Annotated in this window: 23 protein-coding genes and 1 tRNA gene; 13 read left to right on the top strand and 11 right to left on the bottom strand. The window is 41.1% G+C overall.

The window, feature by feature from the left end:
• Positions 1-48 precede the first annotated feature (48 nt).
• Positions 49-798: an isoprenylcysteine carboxylmethyltransferase family protein gene (locus K0S23_RS02800; RefSeq protein ID WP_300353919.1), complete on the top strand. Its 750-nt coding sequence runs from the start codon at positions 49-51 to the stop codon at positions 796-798.
• Positions 799-860: 62 nt separating this feature from the next.
• Positions 861-934, top strand: a tRNA-Met gene (locus K0S23_RS02795).
• Positions 935-1,029: 95 nt separating this feature from the next.
• Here K0S23_RS02795 and K0S23_RS02790 read toward each other — a convergent pair.
• Positions 1,030-1,605 carry a pentapeptide repeat-containing protein gene (locus tag K0S23_RS02790; RefSeq protein ID WP_300353917.1) on the bottom strand — a complete coding sequence of 192 codons (576 nt, stop codon included), beginning with the start codon at positions 1,603-1,605 and terminating at the stop codon, positions 1,030-1,032.
• A gap of 178 nt (positions 1,606-1,783) precedes the next feature.
• On the opposite strand from K0S23_RS02790, the gene K0S23_RS02785 reads away from it, so the two are divergent.
• On the top strand, positions 1,784-2,410 hold the full coding sequence (locus tag K0S23_RS02785) for an NAD(P)H-dependent oxidoreductase (RefSeq protein ID WP_300353916.1): 627 nt from the start codon (positions 1,784-1,786) through the stop codon (positions 2,408-2,410).
• A gap of 106 nt (positions 2,411-2,516) precedes the next feature.
• On the opposite strand, the gene trxA is transcribed toward K0S23_RS02785, so the two are convergent.
• The 9 genes from trxA to K0S23_RS02740 all read right to left on the bottom strand — a co-directional run bounded on the left by trxA (position 2,517) and on the right by K0S23_RS02740 (position 11,416).
• On the bottom strand, positions 2,517-2,813 hold the full coding sequence (gene trxA / locus K0S23_RS02780) for a thioredoxin (protein WP_300353913.1): 297 nt from the start codon (positions 2,811-2,813) through the stop codon (positions 2,517-2,519).
• 83 nt (positions 2,814-2,896) lie between these two features.
• Positions 2,897-3,214, bottom strand: coding sequence for a rhodanese-like domain-containing protein (locus K0S23_RS02775; RefSeq protein ID WP_300353910.1), 318 nt, complete (start codon positions 3,212-3,214; stop codon positions 2,897-2,899).
• Between the two features lie 10 nt (positions 3,215-3,224).
• A complete protein-coding gene (locus tag K0S23_RS02770) occupies positions 3,225-3,470 on the bottom strand; it encodes a rhodanese-like domain-containing protein (protein ID WP_300353907.1) in 246 nt (81 codons plus the stop codon).
• 9 nt (positions 3,471-3,479) lie between these two features.
• The gene (locus K0S23_RS02765) at positions 3,480-3,683 is read right to left on the bottom strand and encodes a DUF6132 family protein (protein WP_300353904.1); all 204 of its coding nucleotides are present in this window, start codon (positions 3,681-3,683) and stop codon (positions 3,480-3,482) included.
• A 103-nt stretch (positions 3,684-3,786) separates the two neighbouring features.
• Positions 3,787-5,517: an NAD(P)/FAD-dependent oxidoreductase gene (locus K0S23_RS02760; protein WP_300353901.1), complete on the bottom strand. Its 1,731-nt coding sequence runs from the start codon at positions 5,515-5,517 to the stop codon at positions 3,787-3,789.
• Between the two features lie 322 nt (positions 5,518-5,839).
• Positions 5,840-6,325 (bottom strand): hypothetical protein, encoded by a 486-nt coding sequence (locus K0S23_RS02755; protein WP_300353898.1) that lies wholly within the window; start codon positions 6,323-6,325, stop codon positions 5,840-5,842.
• Between the two features lie 4 nt (positions 6,326-6,329).
• Positions 6,330-6,782 carry a DinB family protein gene (locus K0S23_RS02750; RefSeq protein ID WP_300353895.1) on the bottom strand — a complete coding sequence of 151 codons (453 nt, stop codon included), beginning with the start codon at positions 6,780-6,782 and terminating at the stop codon, positions 6,330-6,332.
• Positions 6,783-7,307: 525 nt separating this feature from the next.
• A complete protein-coding gene (bshA, locus tag K0S23_RS02745) occupies positions 7,308-8,453 on the bottom strand; it encodes an N-acetyl-alpha-D-glucosaminyl L-malate synthase BshA (RefSeq protein ID WP_300353894.1) in 1,146 nt (381 codons plus the stop codon).
• Between the two features lie 11 nt (positions 8,454-8,464).
• Positions 8,465-11,416 carry a glycoside hydrolase family 3 N-terminal domain-containing protein gene (locus tag K0S23_RS02740; protein WP_300353891.1) on the bottom strand — a complete coding sequence of 984 codons (2,952 nt, stop codon included), beginning with the start codon at positions 11,414-11,416 and terminating at the stop codon, positions 8,465-8,467.
• Between the two features lie 238 nt (positions 11,417-11,654).
• Between K0S23_RS02740 and mutL the strand changes: the two genes are divergently transcribed.
• The 7 genes from mutL (at position 11,655) to K0S23_RS02705 (ending at position 19,725) form a co-directional block, all read left to right on the top strand.
• Positions 11,655-13,556 (top strand): DNA mismatch repair endonuclease MutL, encoded by a 1,902-nt coding sequence (gene mutL, locus K0S23_RS02735; protein ID WP_300353887.1) that lies wholly within the window; start codon positions 11,655-11,657, stop codon positions 13,554-13,556.
• Between the two features lie 4 nt (positions 13,557-13,560).
• The gene (locus tag K0S23_RS02730; RefSeq protein WP_300353884.1) at positions 13,561-14,337 is read left to right on the top strand and encodes a rhomboid family intramembrane serine protease; all 777 of its coding nucleotides are present in this window, start codon (positions 13,561-13,563) and stop codon (positions 14,335-14,337) included.
• 1 nt (position 14,338) lies between these two features.
• Entirely contained in the window at positions 14,339-15,232 is an 894-nt protein-coding gene (locus K0S23_RS02725; RefSeq protein WP_300353882.1) for a rhomboid family intramembrane serine protease, read from the top strand.
• Positions 15,233-15,269: 37 nt separating this feature from the next.
• Positions 15,270-16,361, top strand: coding sequence for an endonuclease/exonuclease/phosphatase family protein (locus tag K0S23_RS02720; RefSeq protein WP_300353880.1), 1,092 nt, complete (start codon positions 15,270-15,272; stop codon positions 16,359-16,361).
• Positions 16,362-16,408: 47 nt separating this feature from the next.
• Positions 16,409-16,864, top strand: a complete 456-nt coding sequence (locus K0S23_RS02715) for a lipocalin family protein (RefSeq protein WP_300353877.1) — start codon at positions 16,409-16,411, stop codon at positions 16,862-16,864.
• Positions 16,865-17,496: 632 nt separating this feature from the next.
• Positions 17,497-18,288 carry a pyrroline-5-carboxylate reductase gene (gene proC / locus K0S23_RS02710; protein WP_300353874.1) on the top strand — a complete coding sequence of 264 codons (792 nt, stop codon included), beginning with the start codon at positions 17,497-17,499 and terminating at the stop codon, positions 18,286-18,288.
• Positions 18,289-18,414: 126 nt separating this feature from the next.
• Entirely contained in the window at positions 18,415-19,725 is a 1,311-nt protein-coding gene (locus K0S23_RS02705) for a DEAD/DEAH box helicase (RefSeq protein WP_300353871.1), read from the top strand.
• Positions 19,726-19,857: 132 nt separating this feature from the next.
• Here K0S23_RS02705 and K0S23_RS02700 read toward each other — a convergent pair whose 3' ends face one another.
• Positions 19,858-20,286: a thioesterase family protein gene (locus K0S23_RS02700; RefSeq protein WP_300353868.1), complete on the bottom strand. Its 429-nt coding sequence runs from the start codon at positions 20,284-20,286 to the stop codon at positions 19,858-19,860.
• A gap of 215 nt (positions 20,287-20,501) precedes the next feature.
• Here K0S23_RS02700 and K0S23_RS02695 point away from each other — a divergent pair, with 215 nt between their 5' ends.
• From K0S23_RS02695 to K0S23_RS02685, 3 genes are read left to right on the top strand one after another with little or no spacing between them, the layout of a single operon-like run.
• On the top strand, positions 20,502-22,367 hold the full coding sequence (locus K0S23_RS02695) for a carbamoyltransferase (RefSeq protein ID WP_300353866.1): 1,866 nt from the start codon (positions 20,502-20,504) through the stop codon (positions 22,365-22,367).
• Positions 22,367-23,584 (top strand): hypothetical protein, encoded by a 1,218-nt coding sequence (locus tag K0S23_RS02690; protein WP_300353864.1) that lies wholly within the window; start codon positions 22,367-22,369, stop codon positions 23,582-23,584. Before K0S23_RS02695 ends, K0S23_RS02690 begins: the two co-directional genes overlap by 1 nt.
• Positions 23,585-23,734 (top strand): DUF5989 family protein, encoded by a 150-nt coding sequence (locus tag K0S23_RS02685; protein WP_300353862.1) that lies wholly within the window; start codon positions 23,585-23,587, stop codon positions 23,732-23,734.
• Positions 23,735-23,736 lie beyond the last annotated feature (2 nt).

Genomic DNA, 23,736 nt, shown 5'->3' with positions numbered 1-23,736 from the left:
GTTAACTTCGCGCCGAAAAATCATTTTCGAAATATACACATTTCTTTCATGGCGTTAGTACATTCATTTGAAAAAAACGGGAACAAGCTCTTCAAGTACAGAGGACAAATTCCGATTATTTTATTCGCTTTAGCTGTTCCTGTAATTTATTTTACAGATGTTCAATGCATTATGGATGATGCACGATGGTATTACATCTGTACCGGGGCAGCAATTGCTATGTCAATTTTAGGACAGGTAATCCGTGCAATTGCTATCGGAACAAGTAATAAAAATACTTCGGGCCGGAATACACAGGAACAGGTAGCTGAGGCATTGAATACAAAAGGGATTTATTCCACGGTTCGTCACCCACTCTATTTGGGGAATTATTTTATGTGGATCGGGATTGTGTGTTTCACATTCAATGTTTACTTCATTGTTATCGTGAGCTTACTGTTCTGGATTTACTACGAACGCATCATGTTTGCGGAAGAGCGTTTCCTGGAGCGCAAGTTCGGTGAAAGTTATGTAAACTGGTCTAATTCTGTTCCGGCATTTTGGCCGAGCATGAAAAACTATATTAAAGGACAGATTCCTTTTTCCATGAAAACGATCTTACGTCGTGAGTATTCAGGGATTTCAGCAACTGTACTGGGCTTTGTTTTCGTAGCCGGATTACGCGAGTTTTTCATGACAAAAACGATTGCATGTCCACTTTGTTATGTTTATTGGATCGCAGGAGCTTTATTGTTTAGCTTGATTTTCAAGTTACTAAAGCATAAGACAAAAGTTTTATACGAAGAAGACCGTTCATAGGCTTGCACAGAAAAAAAAAGTAACTATATTTGCACCGCCTTTCAGGGAAACGAAAGGCTTATGGCGAGATAGCTCAGTTGGTTAGAGCGCAGGATTCATAACCCTGAGGTCCGGAGTTCAACTCTCCGTCTCGCTACAAAAAAGCTCAGTTTTTACTGAGCTTTTTTTTGTTTTATAGAATTTAGATTTTCTGTGATGCGTCGCGTCCCCACATGAGGGAGAATAGAAAAATCAATCCTTTACCACCAAATCGTACTTCGAAAGCAAACCGATCAATCCACTTGAAGAAAAAACAGCTTTTTTGAGCCGGTTCCGTTCCGGGTTGATATCAAAATTAACGGCTGAACTGAAATCAGCTTTATCTAGAACGCTTCTGTCGAATATTGTTCGCGTCAGATCACAATTCTTAAAAACTGCCTGGGTCAGGTTCACTTCCGAGAAATCCACTTCTTTTAAAATGGTGTTGGTGAACACGCTGTTTTTCATGCTTTTCGAATGGAAGGTCGCGTAATCCAGGGTGCAATCCGTAAACTTGACAGCGAAGAGGAAATCATTGCAGGAACTGAAGTCTACTCCTACTATCTTACAGTCCTTAAAATGAATATCTTTCAATCCGGAATGTTTGAATACCGTCAGTGAAAAATTACAGCTTTCAAATTCACAGTCTATAAAATCGATATTACTGAAATTGCTTTTCGTGAAATCACAATCAATAAAGATACAGTTGCTGAATTCATTGTTAATGAGTTGCTTGTTTGCGTAATTGATTTTGTTAAATGTTTTTCCTTCGTGAAGTTTGTTGCTCATGCTGTTGCTTTGGATTGAGACAAATTTAAGCAGTAGTTCGTTATATCGTGATTTCATGATATAATGATTTCGTGATATGACGAAGACACTAGTTTCTTCATGGAAACTGGTTTCCTTAAGTATATCCGTATCTTTTTGAAACTATCACAATGTATCTTTACCAAAAAATACAGAAAACATGAATTTAATAGACACATTGAACTGGCGATACGCCGCGAAACGCATGACATCCGAAAAAGTAGCGAACGAAAAAGTAAACGAGATCCTGGAGGCTATCAATCTGACAGCAACATCTGCAGGAATGCAACCCTTCAGAGTGCTATCGATTTCCAATCCGGAGATCAAACAAAAATTGCAGGCAGCTTCTTTTAATCCGCAAGTGAGCGAATCTTCTCACTTGTTGGTTTTTGCCTCTTATACTCATGTTTCTAAGGAACACATTGATGAGTATATGGAATTAGTGGCAAAAACGCGAAACATCCCTGTAGAGAGTTTGAATGATTTCAAAATGAAACTTTCTGGATTCTTAAGTATGCCGGAAGAATTTGTTAGAACATGGGCTGCAAAACAAGCATACATCGCATTGGGAACAGCAATTGTTGCCGCAGCAAATCTGAAAGTCGACAGCACACCAATGGAAGGTTTCGATAATGCGGCTTTTGATGAGATTCTGGGATTAAAAGAAAGAGGATTGCAATCCGTTGTACTCCTTGCATTGGGATACCGCAATGAAGAGATAGATCCTTATGCGAAAGCGAAAAAAGTGAGAATTCCTTTGGACGAATTAACTATTACTTTAAACTAAGCATCAATAACCAACCCTAAAGAAAGAATCCGTTGTGGCACGGCGGATTCTTTTTATGGACGTAATATTGCGGAATTACGTCCAACTTTAATTGATTCTCTTGCAACTATTGGTGCTGCTTAATAATTTGAGCCAATTGATTCGCCTGAACTACTCCCGATTGTCTCCAGACCGGCTTGCCTTTTTTGAACAGGATCAGTGTTGGAATGCTTTTGATCAGGTATTTATTCGCTGCATGCGGGTTTTTGTCGACATCTACTTTTAAAACCGAAGCAGAATTTCCCAGTTTCGATTTTAAATCTTCCAAAATGGGTTTCATGGTTTTGCATGGACCGCACCATTCTGCGAAAAAATCAACCAAAACAGGCTTGTCTGAGTTTATTATTTCTGAAAAAGATGCCATAACGTGTTTTTTTTCAAAGTTAGAAATTCACTGAGTGATTCACTATTTTGGTTTTGCAATAATTGTTAATGTCTAGAGTCGTTTCATTTTTTTATTTTTTGTTGAAGACTGCTCCAGCCACCGCCATTATAGACTTCACGAAATCCTTTTGATATCAGGATGCTTTTAGCGGATGCACTTCTCATTCCTGATGCACAACAGGTAATAACAGGTTTGTCTTTTTTGATTTTATTTAGATTTTCTGAAATGTTGGATAATGGAATATTTACAGCTCCTTTGATGTGTCCACCATTAAATTCGGAAGGGGTACGTACATCGATGATTTGAGCTCCATTGGTCATCAAGTCATTAAAATCAGTTTTCGGCCCCAGTCCGAATAAGTTTTTTAAACGTTGTATCATGATAGTTTGTTTAATAATTTGCGTTTACATCCATCCAGCTACCTCCGTTGGAACATTCAATGCCATTACCTTGAAGAAACAAAGTTGCCTGAGCGCTTCTGTTTCCACTTGCGCAACATAAAATAAGCGGTTGTGCGAATCGCCTGATCTCATCCAGTCGGTTTACAATTTCCTGGACCGGGATATTAATACTTCCTGCCACATGTCCGTATTGGTATTCTGCATGAGATCGGACATCAATAATTGTTTTTTTCATTCTGCCGGGTTATTCTTTTTTTGAATTTTTTCTGAAACTGCTGAAGAGTAAAGTGCCCATCACAGAGCCATAAAGCGTGCTATTGATGGGTTTTGATGTAATGGCACAGCTTCCTGTGGAACAGCCGATAAAATAATAATAGGCGTATCCTCCGGCAGCGCCGATAATTCCACCGATAATTGCTAAGCGATACTTTTTTATAAATGATTTCATTTGTCTTTTTTAGTGCTTGAGATTCCGAATAAAGCATACAATGAACAAAAACCAATCAAATTGGTCAATGTGAAAGTGTTAAATGCATTCATACCGGGTATTTTTACACTGTCAAATCACTGCTCAACCCCTCTTCCCTGCGTTTTACTTTCTTTTGTGCCGGAGTCGGATCTTTGATCCAGGAATTATCATATTTAACCAGTAAATCGGAAGTTCTCAGCTGATCAGTGCCAATTCTGCCATCCATATAGCGTGCAAGCAGTTTGAAGCGCTTTTTATCCTCTTTCTTCAAGACCAGTAAAGTGGTGTTGATTGATGATTTGATGGCAATGGGGATTCCTCCTCCAAGATCAGCCCAATGACCGCTCAGGAACAGGTTTTCTACCGGTGTAATATAAGATGCTACCCTTCCCTGGTAATTTTCTTTTCCGGGTTTCTGCGCCATCATTGTTCCATTCTTATTGCCGGTATAGCGGAAATGTGTGATCGGAGTAGCGACATCGCAGTATAATATATGTTTACGCAGATTTGGAATCAATTTCTCTTCTACCCGGTCGATCAAAATAGTTGCATATTCATCCTTGATACGGTTGTATTCTTCCCCGCGAACGTAATCTCCGTTCTCATCGACCTCACAGCCCCAAAAATTATTATTTTCCATCCAGGCCGGAATGAATAAGGTGATTGTTCCGTGTTCAGGTAAAGCGAGTGATTTGTCGCGAACAGTTGAGGCCAAAATATGGATCCCGCTCAAATGCGGATCTCCCTGCCCCAAATCATCCCGGGAAACAGAGGTGTCTGCCAGGAATATGATCTCTTCGCCCAATCCAAGTTCTTCAGCCGGACAATCGATTCCAAGAGCGATCGTAATTGCGGAAGCATATAAAGGAGCTCCTTTCAGGCGGTCTTTCATTTTATCCGGAACGGATTTTTGAGGAAGCATTTTTTCGAAGAGGGTTTCTGCGTCGCAGGCAGCTACCACATATTTAGCTGAAATAGTATGTTCGGTTCCCCGGTGATCGAATTTTACACCTTTTGCTACATTATCTTCCACCAAAACTTCACTTACCTTGGATTTGAAGAAGATCTCCCCGCCCATTTGTTCTGTGGCATACATAAGCCATTCCGGAAAACTCTGACTTCCTCCGTCGGGCGGAAGCTGGAAATCCTTGATGTAGGCCCATGAGATCGGTATCAAACAGGAAAGCACATCCGGTTCGGAACAAAACACACGGTGCAGCTTTTCGTCGGTAAAGTAACGGTTTAAACCTGTTTTCAACTTTTCTTCACCCGTAAAGCGCACGTGAGGAATAAACGGCAGCGCAAAGCCCAGCATTTTCAAACCATGAATCGGGTATTCGTACCATGTCATGGAGTTCATTGTCCGGCTCAGCTTAGCGTATCTATCGAATGATTTCCCGATTCGTTTTGCATCCCTGAAAAAGCGGATGATTCCTTTTTCCTCATGCGGGAATTCTTTGATCCATTGTTCCTTCAGTTCGTCCGGGTTATTGGTTACCATGTAATCGAAATCATCACTTACAAAGCGACGAATATTCTTTTGATCTTTACATTTCGGGTAATCATCTCCGATGATCTTGAAGATTTTGGTAACCAGTCCGTTAGGTCCGCAATTGTTTAGCCAGTGAATGGCAGAATCGAAACGGAAATCATGACGACGAAATCCGGCCAGGTAGCCCCCCGGACGGTTGTCCATTTCAATTACACAACACGAAATTCCGGCTTTACTAAAAAGGGCTGCAGAGGTTAATCCACTAATTCCGCCACCAATTATGACAACATCGTAGTGTTGTTTAGGGTTGATTCCTCTCATCGCTTCAGTTAAGAGCGCGCAAGTTAGCAAGAATTGAGCAAATAGCAGTTATAGGAGAATGGTTTAGTTGACGGAATTTATCATTTTTTGTACTTCCCGCGAATTACGTAGATTTAATGAGGAACTAGGAAAAATCATTCATCTTCGTTCCTCCGTGCCCGTCTGTAAGGGGCAAAATACTCGATATTTCCAGTAAAAATCGGACTGTTCCAGTACATCAAAAGCTTCCCATCCCTTTGTTTGAAGACAAAAGATTTTGTATCCATCCATTCCGGATAGCTGCCAGGATCTGTTTCCAGATGAGTCTTCTATGTCGTATGACTTAAAAATCCGGGCTGCCGGCAAGTGCCACATTGTGAGCAAAAATGACATGGTTCGTTCTCGGATCGCGGCATTCCCAAATGGTTCCCGCACTTCCCCGGAGACGGGTATCATCAATGATCAACACGTTTTTCAATTTCTTTTTGGAATCATTCGGCAGAATAAGCATGTGGCCATCGGCTGCACATTCCATCAGCTGACTCCAGAGAAGATTCTGATGATCTGTTTTAAAGATCGAAAAAGGATCCTGGAGATTGATCGAGTCGTTTTTCTGAGCAAACTCGTCGAAAAGCCCGATCAATAATTCATTTTGAAAATCCAGGAAATCAGGTTTACTCACATAAACGGAATACTCGCTGGTGTAAAAATGCAGGAAGCCTTGCTCCTGCCATTCCAGTTTGACAGTTGTCTCTTTTCTTGTTTGACTAAACAAAAAGGATGATGTTGATATCATCAAGACTGAAAAAAGGGTAGCGTACTTTTTCATAACTTCATGAATTAAATTGCCTTAAATGATGATCTGAGTGCTTATAGGCTAACAAACCAACCTGTTCTTTTGTCATTTTTCCAAAGAAATCATGGATAAATGCCGGATTTGAGTAGTTTTCCCAGGATTCGATAAGTTGAATCCATTCCTTTTTCTTTTCAATAATATCTCCGCTTGTTTCCTTGATCTTAAATTGTGTGGAAGTAGGAACACCTTTGTCGATCGGTTTATCATCTTTGATCATGCGTCTCAGGCCAATTTTACCAAAGATCTTCCCGATAAATTCCTGCTTATACTGATGATTTCCTTTGCCCTGCATCCAATGCTCCCAGGTAGTGCAATGCATGAGCATCTGGTAAAGATTCATTTTACCCCATTGAGCCTGTGCATGCTCATCCAGGTTATTGATCCTATTGATCAACTCAATACGTGTTTTGTGGTCAAAAATCGTTTTCATAAGTATAGCGTGTCTTCCTTCCGAAACCTTATTTCCGGATCGTTTCGGAGATCCGCAATAGTAAAAAAGGCAGAAGTAACCTTATGCTTATGGGGAGTACGTACCAGTGAAAATAATGAATAACTTGATATCTGCGATATGAAACACCCGTTTTATTTTCTCTAGCGGAAATCTAAGATATTTATTTAATTGATATGGAACAAACTAATGGACGGAAATATTTCGTCCTGGTGCTTAAATTAATAGTGTCTTAACATTCAAATGAAAGTCATAGGTTTTCACGATATTGATGAATGTATTTGTAGCTTGAGTAAGAAAAAAACGCCAGCCTGCAAAGCAAACTGACGATTATCAATGAAATAAATGACTTAAAAAATACAGCAAGACTTGCATCCTTTGCACTCTTTGTGCCATCGCTATGCGCCTATGCTGAAGCTCTGGCGTAAGCATAAGCTATTGGCGACACGCGATCAGCGTAAGCGTTGCTTCTCCGCGTTAAAAAAATAAACGATGACCATTTGAGAACTAAGCCTTTACCGTATCCGCCTGCCCTTTCAGAACCGATTCATACAAATCTTCATACAAAGGAAGTACTTTCGACAGGTCAAATTTCTTTGCCTGAGCCAATGCGTTCTTACGGAAGATCTGATGCGTTTCTTTGTTCTCTAATATTCGGATCGCATCAATTGCCATCGCGTCAACATCCCCAACATTGGATGTAAATCCAGAATAGGCATCAATATTCACCTCTGGTATTCCACCTGTATTGGAAGAAACTACCGGAACTCCTTCTGCCATTGCTTCCAAGGCTGCCAAACCAAAGCTTTCCGTTTCGGACGGCAAAAGGAATAAATCGCTTAATTCCAGGATCGGACCGGTTTCACGTACTTTTCCAATAAAGATGATATTCTGACAAATCCCTAAGTCACGTGCCAAACGCTCTACGATTGCCCGGTCAGGCCCGTCACCTGCCAATAATAATTTCGCAGGAAGTTTCTCCTGTACCTTCTGGAAAATACGCACAACATCGGAAATGCGTTTTACCGGACGGAAATTTGAAATGTGACACAAGATTAATTCGTTGTCTTTCGCATAATGTCTGCGCTTTTCCATATTGATTACCGGTAATTCGTCTTTCGGTTGAATGAAATTCGGAATGACGTGTATCTTGCGCTTTGTTTCGAAATGGGTATAGGTATCTTTCATTAAGCTTTCCGAAACCGCGGTAACCGCATCGGAGGCATTGATACAGAAAGAAATAACAGGCTCGAAAGAAGGGTCTTTCCCGACAAGAGTAATGTCGGTACCGTGGAGTGTTGTAATAAACGGAATATTGATTCCCTGGGCTTTCAGGATCTGTTGCGCCATGAATGCGGCAGAGGCGTGCGGAATGGCATAATGTACATGCAGTAGGTCTAAACCTTCGTATTTCACTACATCCACTACTTTACTGGCCAATTCTGTTTCGTAGGGCTGATATTCAAAAAGCGGGTAATCCGAAAGCTGTACTTCGTGGTAAAAAATGTTTTCGCGGAAACTACCCAAACGGACAGGTTGCGAATAAGTAATAAAGTGGACCAGATGTCCTTTTTGAGCTAAGGCTTTGCCCAGTTCTGTGGCTACTACACCACTCCCGCCAAATGTGGGATACAATACGATTCCGATTTTCATGTTTGTCTGTGTTAGTTCTGGCGTGCTTCTAAAAGTGCTTCGTAGATTACTCGCTGAATCTCTGTGCGCACGCTCATCTTTGTTATTCTCCAATTGTCTGCGTCGGGGTAAACACGGTTCGATAAGAACACGAAATTCACCTTATTTACGGGGTCTGCCCATGTGATTGTTCCTGTAAACCCGGAATGACCGAAGGTTGAAGGGGAAACCAAATCACAAGTCGGACCGTTTTTTAAACTTACTGTCGGTTTGTCAAAACCAATTCCTCTTCTGTTTCCGGGGCAAAATTGGCACGCCGTAAACTGATCTACAATTTCTTTTTTGATAATCGATTGGTCTCCTATCTGGCCTTTATTCAATAAAAACTGCATCAAAGCCGCCAAATCTGTTGCGTTGGAGAACAATCCTGCATGGCCTGCTACTCCACCCATCATGGCTGCTCCCGGATCATGCACATATCCATGGATCAGCTGCTTGCGGAATTCTTTGTCGTATTCGGTAGGAACGATTCGTTTCTTATTGAATTTTTTCAATGGCAAATAGGTCATAGTTTGTAATCCCAAAGGCCGGTAAATCTCTTTTTCAACGAATTCATCCTGTCCCATTCCACTGCTAAGCTCAATGTATTTATTGAAAAAGTAATAGCTCAGATCGGAATATTCGTAAGACTTTTTACCCGTCAATGGTGTCTCGACAATAATCTTCAGCATGGTTTTCCAATAATCGTCTTTGATGAAGATGTTATCGGCTACTGCTCTGCTATAAACTCCTTTATTCGTTGAACCGTAGATATTCTTATTCAACTCTCCGTTTTCCATTGTTCGCTTATAGAAGGCAATCCATGGAGTTAAACCGGCCTGATGTGTCAGGAGATCAATTGCTTTCAGGTCGGCATAAGGTGTTTCTTTCACGTATTCCGGCACCAACTGGTTCAGACTCATTTTTTCATCGAATTTATTGAGTGTTTTCAAACGCATCAGTGCAGTTGTCGATGAAGCGATCTTGGTAATGGAAGCAATGTCGTAAATATGATTGTTCGTAATGCTGTCACCGTTTTCATAGATGGTTGTTCCGTACGATTTCTGAATGACAATTTTTCCGTCGATCGCCACAACGATCTGACAGCCAGGGAATGCTTTTGCTTCAATGGCTTTAGCTACGATCTCATCTACTTCTTTCAGTTTTTCGGGATTTAATCCCAATTCTTCGGGTTGAGAATATTTCAGTCTTCCGTTATTCTTTACATGAATTCCAAACCCGTTTTTCCATGAACTGCTGATGTCTGTTGCCAGCTTTCCGTCGATGTCGAATGCACCCATGATTGCCTGTGCCGTGCGTTCCTGCGCTGCAGCGGTGTTCTCATATGCACACAGGATTGATTTTACTGCCTTGGGAAACTCCTGTGCTTTTTGAAATGTCAATGGATTCCCGAATAGAGCCACACTTGCCTGTGCATTTTCAGGAAGCAGGTCGAGTACTTGTTTCCATTCTCCGAAACCGTAGTTATTGCGTGCACGTTGACCGTCGGAATGGAAATCCAAAATATAAATGGCATCCGGGTTCAATTTGACGGATTTTAATCTGCGGACTGCTTCTTCCGGTGTAAAGTATTTATAGTGAGTTATTTTAGCATAGTCATTTAAACGATCTCTGAAAGAAGCCGTATGTGTGCCTACTGCGATCCGGATGATCTCCTTATCCAATTTGTCTATAGGCAGGTTGTTGTCTTCGTTTCTCAAACACAGCAAGGCTTTTTCATAAACCTGGTTAATGATCAGTTTGCGTTCCGGAGCCGGATCTTTGCGCTTAATCATGGGTTTATGGACAATTGCCTGGTATTTTGCTCTTAAAATTCTTTTGCAATGTTCGTTCACTTCTTCTTTGCTCAACTCGCCGCTTTCTACTTTACTGTAGATCAATTTGATTGCATCCTGAACGTTTTCGGGAAATAATAAAATATCACATCCTGCAAAATATGCCTTTGCCACAACTTCTGATTTGCCGTATTTATCAGAAACCGCTTTCATGTTCAAAGCATCGGAAATAACCAGGCCTTTGAATCCAAGCTTCTTGCGTAAATAGCTTTCTATAACTACCTTGGATAAGCTGCTTGGTGTGCCGCTCGGGTCCAGCGAAGGAACATTTAAATGGGCAACCATGACCGAACGGGTTCCTGCTTCAATTCCGCTTTTGAAGGGAAGAAAATCTTTATTTTCAAATTCACTGATGCTGTGAGAAACAGTCGGGAGTTCTTTGTGGGAATCTTTGTCCGTATCACCGTGTCCGGGAAAATGCTTTACACAGGAAATGACTCCGGCATCTTCAATTCCTTTCACCATGGCAGCCGTTTGTTTTGATACCTGTTGCGGGTCGGAACCAAAAGCCCTGAATCCGATCACGGGGTTTTGCGAATTGAGGTTCACATCGGCAACCGGTGAGAAATTCATATGAATTCCAAGCAGGTCACATTCTATTCCCATGTGATATCCGATCCGTTCTGTCAGTTTTAAATCATTTGCTGCTCCGATTGTCTGTTGATAAGGAAAACGTGGCTCTCCGGAAAGACGCATAGCTGTTCCCCACTCAGCATCCATGCCGATTAATAAAGGGACTTTCGCAGCTGATTGCATCTGCTGTATGGCCTCCTGCAGATTGTCGCGTTCACCCTGGAAGAAGATCAGTCCGCCGATCTTTTGATTCCGTACAAGGGATTCTGTTTCGGCTAAATGATCTTTACCTTTGTTTGACCAGCATGCGACCATGAAGGATTGCGCAATGCGTTCCTGCATCGAAAGTTTTGCAAGTTCAGCTGTAATCCATTGATCTTCATCAGACACAATAGTTGTTTTGTGCTTTTTTACCGATTGATGGGCAGGCTTTTTTAAAAGAGCTGAAGTAATCAATCCTGATCCGGCAACTAGGAAAAGAATGAAAGGGGCTTTGCGAAATGTCTTTCTGTTCATATAACAAAATTACGTAAATATTTCACCGCAAAGGCGCAGAGAACGCTAAGTTTATCTTGGAACTTTTTACGATCTTTGCTCCTTCGCTGAAGCTAACTGCGTAAGCGTTCACTCTTCGTGGTTAAATAAACCTGACATGCTGTCAGATGGAAAAAAGTGGAACGAGAATTGTTAAAAAGACACGGATAAAACTAAGAGATTATCTTAATTTTGTTGGTATTGCATAAATTGAACCTTCATGTCAGACATTATTCGTTTACTTCCGGATCACGTAGCTAATCAAATTGCAGCTGGTGAAGTTGTTCAAAGACCGGCTTCTGTTGTAAAGGAACTTGTGGAGAATAGTATCGACGCAGGCGCAACAAAAATAGAACTTCATATTAAGGATGCGGGCCGTACACTGATCCAGATCGTGGATAACGGTAAAGGAATGTCGTCCTTGGATGCACGGATGTGTTTTGAAAGACACGCCACCAGTAAAATTGCATGTGCAGATGACTTGTTTGCATTAAAAACAAAAGGATTCAGAGGTGAAGCGCTTGCCTCAATTGCTGCAATTGCACACGTAACGCTTCAAACCAAGCGGGCAACCGATGAATTGGGAACAAAGATTCTAATCGAAGGAACAGAAGTAATTAACCAGGAGCCGATCCAATGTCCTGTAGGATGTAATTTCGAAATCAGGAATTTATTCTTTAATGTTCCTGCCCGGCGCAATTTCCTGAAATCAGATAATGTCGAGTTTAAACATATTATAGATGAGTTTGAACGGGTAGTTCTCCCCCATCACGATATCGCTTTCCGCCTGGTTCACAACGATCAGGAAATTTACCATTTGGCTCCCGGACCGCTCAGAAAGCGCATTGTCGATGTTTTCGGCAAGAAATTCAATGATCATTTAGTTCCGGTTACGGAACAAACCGATATTGTGGCACTGGATGGTTTTGTAGGAAAACCGGAAGTAGCGAAAAAATCACGCGGAGAACAATTCCTGTTTGTAAACAATCGCTTTTTCAAGGACACTTATTTTAATCATGCCATTTCTGCAGCATTTGAACACCTGCTCCCTTCGAAATTATTCCCGGGATACTTTTTGTTCCTGGAAGTGGATCCGAAACAAATTGATGTGAATGTTCATCCTACCAAAACGGAAATTAAATTTGAGGAGGATAAGGCGATTTACAGTATTATCAGGAGCGCGGTCCGATTGGGATTAGGGAAGTTCAACATCACGCCTACATTGGATTTTGATCGCGAAAGTGAATTTGACCTTCCGATGTCAATGATTAATCAGACTCCTGTTGCACCGGAAATTCGTGTGGATAAAACATACAATCCTTTTCATGTACACAATACGCGTGAAGGACAGTTTTCCAGTGGGAATTCAGCTTCAAACGGGACATCCGGAACAAAAGACAAGGCCTTTTCAAATGCATTGAATAATGCAGGATTCGGTTCACAATTTCAATCTGCAAGTTTGGATGAGTTGTGGAATACGGAATCTGTGAACGATGAATCCAACCGGGTAAATACAGGATGGAACGAGGAAAAACCGCAACAGGTGCAATTGGATGTGGAGACTTTGAGATCGATAGGTCCGTTCATCTTAAAAGGTTCTTTTGTTGTTGGCTCAGTACCCGAAGGTTTGCTTGTTATTCATTACCGAAGAGCTTACGAACGCATGTTGTATGACGACCTTATGCGTGGTTTCTTTGTAAATCCGCTTGCATCGCAGCAGTTGATTTTTCCTATGGAGAAACAAATGACCAAACAGGAACAATTGGCATGGAACGAGCACGAAAAAACACTTTCGCGAATCGGCTTCAACTGGTCCTGGGCGGAACAGGAATTACATATCGACGGTATTCCGCAGATCCTGGATGAATCAACGGTTTTATCCTGTGTGGACAAGATTTTGGAACAATTACAGATGGGAACTTTGGATAAAGGAGAGATTGCACACACTGTTTTATCTCAAATTGCTTTCGGTGGAAGTATGTCTTTCAAACTGCAGAGTAACCAGGAGGCAATTTCTGACTTTATATCTCGTTTATTTGAAGCAGATGAACATACTTTTTCTCCTTCCGGGAAACGCATTATAGCACAAATTACAAATGAACAACTAATACAATTATTTTAAAGTTATGTTTGGAAGTATACAGCCGGTAACTAAGAATTTATTATTGCTGAATGTCGCATTGTTTTTATTAACAGCATTTTTTGACTACCAGGGACAGGGAGTCAATTTAGGCAGTTTGCTCGGGGCGCATTATTTCGGAACTCCGCTTTTTGAACCATATCAATTAGTGACACATTTTTTCATGCATGGCGGATTCTTCCACATTTTCATGAACATGTATATTTTAGTGATGTTCGGGAGTTTCTTAGAACGACTTTGGGGTCCTAAGCGCTATTTCATTCTTTACGTTGCAGCTGCCTTAGGCTCTATCTTACTTTATAACGGTGTGGGTTTTTTCCAAATTCTTGAACTCAAGGATACTATACATAATTCGGATGCGATTGCTGCATTGAATGGCTTGCTGAGAGAAACAGGCGGAAATATCACAGATCAGAATCTATTGGAAATTGCTCATCGATATGGACTTACACAGCTTCAGTTTGATGCCCTGGCTGATTACGCTGTCAAATCCATTGTTCCCATGGTCGGTGCATCGGGAGCCATTTTTGGCTTACTGGCTGCTTTTGCAATTTTGTTTCCGAATACGGAGTTGATGTTATTATTCCCTCCTATTCCAATTAAAGCAAAATGGCTGATCGGAGGATATTTTGTTCTTGAAGTGTATAGCAGTTTTCAAAGTAATGCCGGAGACAATGTAGCCCATTTGGCTCATGTAGGTGGAGCAATTGTGGGTGCTATCCTGGTTTTAATTTGGCGTAGAACAGGTAAAAACTTTTATTAATATGCAAGATCGAAGCTTATCTGAAGAATTGAAGTTTCAATTCAAAAATGGAGGAATGCACATTCGCCTGATTTTTGTTAACGTGGTGGTATTCCTGTTAATTATCCTGCTAGGATTGATTGGTAAAATGTCGGGGCAGGAAGTGCTATTCAACATTATTAAAGACAAAGGATTCGCTTTACAGACGAATCTATCGGATTTGGCTGTTGCACCCTATGGTTTTATCACAAGTATCTTTTCGCACTTCAGTCTGCTGCATTTACTCTTTAATATGATTTTCCTGTATTTTGCAGGAAACATGTTCCGGCAGTTCTTTTCCGATAGAAGAATGTTGCACGTATATGTAGTCGGTGGACTTGCAGGTGGACTTGCTGAAGTCATCGCTCACCAGTTTGGGACACAATATCCGGCGGTGATCGGAGCTTCCGGCTCGATCATGGCTTTGTTTATTGCAATAGCCGTTTACAGACCGAACATCCAGGTCAGCCTGTTTGGGATTATTCCTCTGAAATTGTACGTGATCGCATTGATTTATGTGATTGCCGATCTGGCTCAAACATTAAGTAGTGACGGGACGGCTCATTTTGCACATTTGGGTGGAGCATTGATCGGATTTCTTTCTGTACAGAATTTACACTCATCTTCCAATATTATTAATTGGACGGAATCTCTTCACCAGCGGATTTTAAGCTTCTTCGCCAACAGAAAGAACAGAAGCCCTAAAATGAAAGCTCAGAAAGGTGGACGGGTTATTAAAACAGATGAGGAATACAACGTGGATGCGAAGCTTAAGCAACAGAAAATTGATAAGATTTTGGATAAAATATCCAAATCGGGTTACGAGTCTTTAACGAAAGCAGAAAAAGACTTCCTATTTTCGCAAAGTAATAAATGATTTGAGTTGGTTTAAAAAGATAGCGCGATTTTCAACGGTGATAAAGATTCTTTCTATCACAGCTATCTGCTGCCTGCTACTCGCCTACTTAGCTCCTTATGTTCATCCCGCTACTATTCGCATTCTGCCCTTTTTCGGGCTGATGTATCCGATTTTTATTTGTCTGGCACTTGTATTGATGGTTTATTGGGCCTTTGCTCGATCCAGATGGTTCTTCTATATCCTAATTGCGATCCTGTTTGGTGGAAACCTGCATTTTAGAACATTGTCTATTCAATTTTCCGATCCGAAACCTGTACAAGAAGTCTCTTCATGGAGTGTAATGAGTTATAACGTGCGTTTGTTTGATGTTTATAATTCGTCCCTCACAGGAAGAAATAAATCGCGCGACAGTATTATAAGCTACGTTCAGCGTATTAATCCGGATGTGGTCTGTTTCCAGGAATTTTTCCACCAGGACAAGCCTTCTGTTTTCTCTACACGGGATACGCTGATTAGTTTAATGGATTACAAATATTATCACGAACGGTATTCACACCGGATTCGCAACAGGCAGAATTTCGGTATTTGTATGTTGTCGAAATACCCTATCATTGCTAAAGGTGATGTGATGTTTGAGAATTTCAAAACAACCGATAATTACTGTATTTACGCTGATATTGTGAAAGGAGCGGATACCATCCGTTTTTATGATATCCACTTGCAGTCGATCAAATTACAGCAGGAAGATTATGAATTGTTCGGTGAAAAGAATAAACAGGCCGGCGGGAAGAAATCAACTATTCGCTTATTGATCGATAAACTGCGTATTGCTTATCCCGCTCGGGCAGAACAGGCTGAACGTGTTGTTGAGCACATGAAAACTTCTCCTTACCCGGTTGTTGTCTGCGGAGATTTCAACGATACCCCGATGTCGTATGTCTACAACCAGTTCAATACGGATCTCGTTGATTCCTACCGCGAAACGACAACAGGAATCGGTGTAACCTATGTTGGACGTGTACCTGCCGGAAGGATCGATTATATTTTTCATTCAGGTGATCTTCAGGCATACGATTTTGGGATCCAGTCAGCAGCATTCTCAGATCATCGTGCCGTTCATTGTAAAATCTATAGGAAGGCGCTTTAAATCCTAACTAATTCTGATTCTTTAAATTATTCGTTTATATTTAATGAATGAAGCAATCGGCAATTAATTTTTTACCATTTTTCATCCTACTACTTTTCGCATCGTGTTCGGCGGAAACCAAAGAGGTTAAAAATGCAACCAAACAGGGGGAAATCTCCATTACAGGAAGATGGATTTTGATCAAGTCGGAAGATGCAGGCATGCGTAAAACAGATCATCAAAATCAACCGTCGGATGTGGTTTTGAATTTCAAGAAAAATGGATTCTTCATTATTTATGACACCCTCGTTGACCCTGCATGGCGAAAAAAAGGATTGCCTCTGATTCAGCGGAGAACCTCCGGTCAATGGAAATTGAAAGGCAATGTTTTAACTATGGTTCACGATGAAAAAGACACTTCTTACAGCGAAACCTTCAAAATCATACGATGCAACGGCAAGGAATTGGTAACGGAGCGCTCCAACAAGAAAACAATGATCTACCGGACCTACGGGAAAAACTAAGAATTGGATTAAACATTGTCTGACAAACTAAAACTCAATTTAATATTCGGACAAATATTTGCTCTGAATAAAACAAATTATAGCTGCGAACTAATCCCAATTGCACAAAACGAAGATCTCAACTTCATCTGATAATTGTCACATGTGCTAAAAAAGCAGGATATAATAGAAATGCCGTGACAGTTACGAAATCAACTGGAATAAAAAAATAAACCCACACAGCGCCAGTCATTTAAGACTGAAAATTCTGAACGCCTCAGAAAGCACGATTTGGTTCGCTGTTTTTCTTTGTAATCTGCCGTTCACGTCATGTGAACCTCGAAAGGTGCAGCCCGCCATTGAAAAATCAAGTCTCCCCGTTCGCAAAAAAATGTTAGACGTCAACAATTCTCACTGTATGGGTTTTGTCCCGTGTATAAACATGAGACTGCCATTTACACTCCGTCATCTGACGGACGAACGACTTTTTAAAGATACAAAATATTCCTGTATTTCCTTTTAATCACATGGTATTTCCAGCTTTTTTAACAAGTCGACAAGTCTCTTTAAAAGCGAATGTGTTTTCAAGTTGACTGAGCAGAATCGAAATCAACTTGTTAGATTAATCTTACTTTTGCATTCAAATTGTTAAAATGAAAAAGATTGGAATCATCGGATGCGGAAACTTAGGATTGTCATTACTGAAAGGATTACGCAAGCAATACCCCGATGCTCAACTTTATGGTACACGGAGAAATCTGGCAGAATTAACAGCTTTGGCCGATGACAGAACACATTTCACTTCAAATAATCAGGAAGTGATTACTCTGTGTGATTATTTGATTGTCGCTTTGAAACCGTATACGATCCTCTCTTTCTTCGAAGAAAATAAAACGTCTTTTGATCCGGGAAGACACACGATAATCAGTGTTGCAACCGGAATTACTTTGAGTGAGATTAAAGAAGCTCTGAAGATGAATGATATTTCCTTATACCGTGGAATGCCAAACACTGCAGCCGATGTTCAGGAAAGCATGACGGCCTTAAGTTCTTCAACTGATCCTCTAAACAGGAAGTCGCGGGTAAGCGAGTTATTCAATGCGGTTAGAGATGTGGTCTGGATAGATGAACAGTTAATGGAATCGGCAACTATTTTGGGAGCTTGCGGAATTGCTTATGTGCTGCGCTTCATACGGGCTATGATTCAGGGCGGAATTGAAGTTGGTTTCGATGCTAAAACAGCGAATAAAATTGTCAGTCAGACAGTTAAAGGCGCTGCACAGCTATTGATTCAGAACGGTTTGCATCCGGAAGAAGAAATCGATAAGGTTACTACTCCGAAAGGCTGCACGATCGTGGGACTGAATGAAATGGAACACAGCGGATTCAGCTCGGCCCTTATCAAAGGAATTGTAACGAGTTATCAGAAGATCGAAAGAAAGTGATTACAATCAAAGCTTGTTGTTAGCAATTTTATTAACTTGTTGCCGACCCTGTTTAAATTTAGTTCACCGATAACTATCATAACCCGGAATTATCGTCATCAATGATAAACTTGTACCTTTACGGTCATGAATAATTCACAATCCTCTTTCTCTCTCGAAAAGCTTGGCATCACGACGTTGAATGAGATGCAGCAGGAAATGCTCAAATCTGCCAAAACGAATAAAGACATTATTCTGCATGCACCGACAGGTTCAGGTAAAACGGTGGCTTTTTTATTGACAGCCCTGGAGAAATTGAATAAGGAACAAACAACTGTTCAATTATTGATCATCTCACCAACGCGTGAATTGTCTATTCAAATCGAAGATGTATTTAAGAAGCTAAGTACCGGATTCAAAGTAAATACCTGCTACGGCGGACACTCAATGCGTGTGGAGGAAAATAACCTCTCTGTCCCTCCTGCTGTTTTGATTGGAACTCCGGGACGTTTGGCTGATCATGTTCGAAGAAGCAATATTGATTTATCTGAAGTGCATACACTGATTCTGGATGAGTTTGATAAGTCACTGCAGATGGGTTTTGAGTCGGATATGACCGAAATTATACAGGAATTAAAATCGCTCCGGAATAAGTACCTCGTCTCAGCAACAAAATTAGAGACCATACCTGCATTTACGCAGATCAAAAACCCTGTAACAATTGATTTCCTGGTCGAAAAGAGTCATCAGATCAATTATTTCGGGGTGCAGATGAATGACTCGGATAAATTGGAGTTATTACTCGAATTACTGTGTAATTTACCGGAAGGAAAAACGATAATATTTTGCAATCACCGGGAACCTGTTGTGGAAATCACTGATTTTTTAAAGGAAAATGGTGTTATAGCTGTTGCTTATCATGGTGGAATGGAACAGGATGACCGGGAAAGGGCATTGATCCGCTTTCGTAATGGAAGCTCAAACTTTTTAGTCTCTACGGATCTTGCTGCCAGAGGGTTGGATATTCCCGCGGTGGAACATGTAATTCATTACCAGTTACCCCTGAAAGAAGCTGAATTCATTCACCGGAGTGGAAGAACAGGCCGACAAGATGCGGACGGAGTGGTTTTTATGCTGCTTGATTCAAAGAAAAACGTTCCGGATTTCATTCCTGAACATCACGATTATGAAGTGATCCACAACGAACCGCTTCCCGAACCTCCGAAATGGAAAACCATATACATTAGTGCCGGTAAAAAAGACAAGGTGAATAAAATTGACATTGTTGGTTTCCTGCACAAAATGGGCGGATTAAAACAAGATGAGATCGGTTTGATCACTGTAATGGATTACAGTTCTTTTGCTGCAATCAGCAGCGATGTTGCTGAGGATGTCGTTCCCGAATTGAGAGATCAAAAGATCAAAGGAAAGAAACAGAAGATCGGCTTCGCACGATAATCCTAATTTATATCTGTCTCGATATTTCCGCCTGTCAGTTCGAGTCCTGGAAACCCGGGATATCGAGAAGAAGACGGAATTCCGGTGCTATCGGAATGACATGAATTTGAAATTCGGAACTCGTAATTCCAGTTAACCTCCCGCTAATTGAGGAAAGAGTTTCATCGTTTCAATGATCACCTCAGGTGTAGGATTTGCTAATTTGCGTTTCTCCGTATCGATCCACGCGCCGTCAATAGTAATAGTAGCACACAACTCCCCTCTTTGATTGGTCAGTACATGCTGCATTGTCCAGCGCGATCCGTCTGCTGTAATGGATTTCATTGCCAGGTTGATTGTTATTTCATCGTGCATGTGGATTTCTTTTCTGAATACACATTCTTCCCGAAACAAGATCGGACCAAAATGATTCTCCTGCATGACTTTTAATGAAAGTCCCAGTTTGTTCAGAACTTCGACGCGTTGCTGCGCACCCCAATCGTAATAAGCACTGTGTCTAACGTGATAGTTGGGATCTAAATCAGACCAACGGACGGAAACCAATTTACTGAATAACTCCATGCTTTTTTTTGCTGTAAAAATACAAAATATTTATGCGTGCAGAGCATTTTCTTAACCCGGGTTAGTTTGAATTAATTGGGTATTCGCAATTAACACGTAATTCTTGATGAATTATATCTCCCTCCTCTTGCTTACTGCAATTAATGAATTATTTTTGCTCCTCATCAAAATGAACTATCGGTTTTACCGTTAGTGAAACAGAATAAATTGCGCTAATGAAAAAAGTCTTAGGGATTTCTGCCTTCTATCACGATTCGGCTGCCGCCTTGGTTATTGGAGGCCGAATCATTGCCGCAGCTCAGGAAGAACGTTTCACACGCGATAAACACACTCCCGATTTCCCCGTTGAAGCAGTAAAATATTGTTTGGAAGAAGCCGGACTTGAATTGGATGACCTGGATGCCATCGTTTTTTACGATAAACCACTCCTGAAATTTGAGCGTTTGCTTCAAACGTACTATTCCTTTTCTCCCAAAGGTTTACTTTCATTTCTGAAAGCAATTCCTGTTTGGATCAATGAAAAAATGTTCCTGAAGAAAATGATTCATGAAGGATTGAAGGAAGTTGGATCGTACGATAAGAGGAAGGTGAATTTGCTTTTCCCGGAACACCACTTATCGCATGCAGCAAGTGCTTTTTATCCTTCTGCATTCCCGGAATCCGCTATTCTGACAATTGATGGAGTTGGTGAATGGTGCACAGCTTCTATCGGACTTGGAAAAGGTGAAAAGATCGAGCTTTTACGCGAAATGGAATTCCCGCATTCGGCAGGATTACTTTACAGTGCTTTTACCTATTATTTGGGATTCACGGTTAATTCCGGGGAATACAAACTCATGGGTCTCGCTCCTTACGGGAATGAGCATGCTGATCAGACAAAAGAATTTATTGCTAAAATAAAATCTGAACTGGTTGATATTAAAGAGGATGGATCTATTTGGTTAAATCAAAAATACTTCAATTACGCCACCGGACTTCGCATGGTTCACGACCAAAAATGGAAAGAACTATTTGGAGTCGGACGCAGGGAAGCGGAAGCCGATTTGGAACAGGTACATTGTAACCTGGCAATCGCCATTCAAAAAGTCACTGAAGAGATCGTGATCAAAATGGCCAAAGAAGCAAAGAGGCTTACTAATTCGGAATACTTATGCATGGCTGGCGGTGTTGCGCTGAATTGCGTGGCAAATGGCAAGTTGCTGGAGGAAAATATTTTCAAAGAGATTTACATCCAGGCTGCTTCGGGTGATGCCGGAGGAGCTTTAGGGGCTGCATTGGCAGTTTCTCACATGTATTTCGAAGAAGAACGGATCATTGATTACAAGTACGATCAGATGAACGGAACTTATTTGGGGCCGGATTATTCCGAGAAGGAAATCCAGTCGATGAATAGGCACAACAATGCACGTTACACCAAATACGATGACTTCAACGATCTGACCTCTTTTGTTGCTTCTAAATTAGCAGAAGGAAATGTCGTTGGCTGGTTCCAGGGAAGAATGGAATTCGGACCACGTGCTTTGGGAAACAGAAGTATCCTGGGAGACGCACGGAATCCTGAAATGCAAAAGAAACTAAACCTGAAGATCAAATACCGCGAAGGTTTCAGGCCTTTTGCTCCTTCTGTGCTGGCTGAAGATGCGCGCGAATATTTCGATTTACAGGCCGACTCCCCTTACATGCTTGTTGTTGCGCCGGTAAAGGAAAGCAGAAGGCTTAAATTACCGGATAATTACAACGATCTGCCGCTCTGGGAGCGTTTGTATCACCAGCGAAGCGATTTACAATCCATTACTCATTTGGACTTCTCTGCACGCGTACAATCTGTTTATAAGGAAACAAATCCAAGATACCATGCCCTGATCCGGGAGTTTAAAAAACAAACTTCTTATGGCTTGGTTGTTAATACCAGCTTCAATGTGCGCGGTGAACCGATCGTTTGCACTCCTTTTGATGCATTCCGCTGTTTTATGAGTACCGAAATGGACTACCTGGTGATCGGTGACTTTGTCTATACCAAAACGGAACAGGAGGATTGGGAAAACAGGGAGAAATGGATGGTGAAATTTAAAATGGATTAATGAAAGTGCTTACTAAATTCAAATCTTTCGTCAAATCGAATAAGCGCACGTTTATTGTGCTCCTGCTCGCATTGATCAGTTTATTTTGTTATAACGTAACTAAGAACGGGATTGGTGATGAGATCTTCGGTTGGCTGAGACTTTGGAAATACCTGTCGCTTTTATTACTGCTCATAACATGCTACCTCTTATTCCTGAAAGGAAAACGTGTTATTCTTGCCAATCTGACTTTGGTGGTATTTCTTCTTCTCTTCCTGGAAACAATTTTATTCTTCATCTTGGGGATGCCTTCGGCTTACAGAAAAGATTTCAATATTCCCGATCTGCCTGAAGATCACATCGCCCGACAGGTTGGAACGGCCTATTACCCGGATAGTGTTTACCACGATGTGAAAGTAGTTGGTGATAACGATACTGTTTTTGATGTGCATTATTCGATTGATCATATGTGCAAGCGGATTACACCTGGCTTCGATTCGAGTAAAACGGATTATGCCTTGTTTTTCGGTTGTTCAATAGGTTTTGGATTTGGTTTGGAAGATGATCAGACATTGGCTTACCAGGTCCAGAAGCAATCTAAGAATACCAATTCGTATAACTTCTGTATTTCGGCTACCGGGACCAACCACATGCTGGCACAATTTCAATACCGGGATCTGTCAAAACAGGTTGCGGAAAAAGATGGTTGCGGATATTACATTTTCTTCTGGGATCACATTTACAGAGCGATCGGAACAATGCATCGCTACACGGAATGGCTTCATCTTGCTCCTTACTATGAAATGAAGGATGGGAAGCTGGTTCGGAATAAATCGTTTAAAGACGGCCGGCCTTTTATCTCAGGAATGTATGAACGCTTATATCAGACCAACATTGTAAAATACTTCGAAGCGGATCTGCCCCTGAAATTGAATGAAACGCATTTTGATCTGGTTTCTGAAATGGTGCTTGAAACAAAAAAGGAATACGAAAAACAATTCGGGAATGACAAGTTCTACCTGGTTTTCTATCCGAATTACGTAGCTTACACTCCGGAGGAAATGCGTATTTTTCAATCTTATTTGACAAAGAAGAAGATTAAGTTTATAGATTTGTCGAAAGTAATTACCTATCAGGGGAAATACACTTTGGGCGGAGATTCGCATCCGAATGCGGAAACCAATAAATTAATTGCAAATTACCTTCTTCAGCAAAAGAAGAAGCAACACTTGAACTAAATGGAATTTTTACGCGATTTATGGCGCTTTATGAAAGAGCGAAAGAAATTTTGGCTGGCGCCGGTTATCATCGTCCTTCTTTTAATCGGGGTCTTGATTGTTTTTGGTGGTTCCAGTGCTCTTGCACCGTTTATTTATTCCTTGTTCTAAGT

Origin of the sequence: Fluviicola sp., assembly GCF_029266855.1 — a bacterium.
In the GTDB taxonomy this organism is placed as follows: domain Bacteria; phylum Bacteroidota; class Bacteroidia; order Flavobacteriales_D; family Crocinitomicaceae; genus Fluviicola.
This window is presented reverse-complemented; position numbering and strand designations above follow the sequence as displayed.

Bases quoted from the DNA above. Each gene is read 5' to 3' on its own strand.
- K0S23_RS02800 (WP_300353919.1), top strand. From the start codon at position 49: ATGGCGTTAGTACATTCATTTGAAAAAAACGGGAACAAGCTCTTCAAG.
- K0S23_RS02790 (WP_300353917.1), bottom strand. From the start codon at position 1,605: ATGAGCAACAAACTTCACGAAGGAAAAACATTTAACAAAATCAATTAC.
- K0S23_RS02785 (WP_300353916.1), top strand. From the start codon at position 1,784: ATGAATTTAATAGACACATTGAACTGGCGATACGCCGCGAAACGCATG.
- trxA (WP_300353913.1), bottom strand. From the start codon at position 2,813: ATGGCATCTTTTTCAGAAATAATAAACTCAGACAAGCCTGTTTTGGTT.
- K0S23_RS02775 (WP_300353910.1), bottom strand. From the start codon at position 3,214: ATGATACAACGTTTAAAAAACTTATTCGGACTGGGGCCGAAAACTGAT.
- K0S23_RS02770 (WP_300353907.1), bottom strand. From the start codon at position 3,470: ATGAAAAAAACAATTATTGATGTCCGATCTCATGCAGAATACCAATAC.
- K0S23_RS02765 (WP_300353904.1), bottom strand. From the start codon at position 3,683: ATGAAATCATTTATAAAAAAGTATCGCTTAGCAATTATCGGTGGAATT.
- K0S23_RS02760 (WP_300353901.1), bottom strand. From the start codon at position 5,517: ATGAGAGGAATCAACCCTAAACAACACTACGATGTTGTCATAATTGGT.
- K0S23_RS02755 (WP_300353898.1), bottom strand. From the start codon at position 6,325: ATGAAAAAGTACGCTACCCTTTTTTCAGTCTTGATGATATCAACATCA.
- K0S23_RS02750 (WP_300353895.1), bottom strand. From the start codon at position 6,782: ATGAAAACGATTTTTGACCACAAAACACGTATTGAGTTGATCAATAGG.
- bshA (WP_300353894.1), bottom strand. From the start codon at position 8,453: ATGAAAATCGGAATCGTATTGTATCCCACATTTGGCGGGAGTGGTGTA.
- K0S23_RS02740 (WP_300353891.1), bottom strand. From the start codon at position 11,416: ATGAACAGAAAGACATTTCGCAAAGCCCCTTTCATTCTTTTCCTAGTT.
- mutL (WP_300353887.1), top strand. From the start codon at position 11,655: ATGTCAGACATTATTCGTTTACTTCCGGATCACGTAGCTAATCAAATT.
- K0S23_RS02730 (WP_300353884.1), top strand. From the start codon at position 13,561: ATGTTTGGAAGTATACAGCCGGTAACTAAGAATTTATTATTGCTGAAT.
- K0S23_RS02725 (WP_300353882.1), top strand. From the start codon at position 14,339: ATGCAAGATCGAAGCTTATCTGAAGAATTGAAGTTTCAATTCAAAAAT.
- K0S23_RS02715 (WP_300353877.1), top strand. From the start codon at position 16,409: ATGAAGCAATCGGCAATTAATTTTTTACCATTTTTCATCCTACTACTT.
- proC (WP_300353874.1), top strand. From the start codon at position 17,497: ATGAAAAAGATTGGAATCATCGGATGCGGAAACTTAGGATTGTCATTA.
- K0S23_RS02705 (WP_300353871.1), top strand. From the start codon at position 18,415: ATGAATAATTCACAATCCTCTTTCTCTCTCGAAAAGCTTGGCATCACG.
- K0S23_RS02700 (WP_300353868.1), bottom strand. From the start codon at position 20,286: ATGGAGTTATTCAGTAAATTGGTTTCCGTCCGTTGGTCTGATTTAGAT.
- K0S23_RS02695 (WP_300353866.1), top strand. From the start codon at position 20,502: ATGAAAAAAGTCTTAGGGATTTCTGCCTTCTATCACGATTCGGCTGCC.
- K0S23_RS02690 (WP_300353864.1), top strand. From the start codon at position 22,367: ATGAAAGTGCTTACTAAATTCAAATCTTTCGTCAAATCGAATAAGCGC.
- K0S23_RS02685 (WP_300353862.1), top strand. From the start codon at position 23,585: ATGGAATTTTTACGCGATTTATGGCGCTTTATGAAAGAGCGAAAGAAA.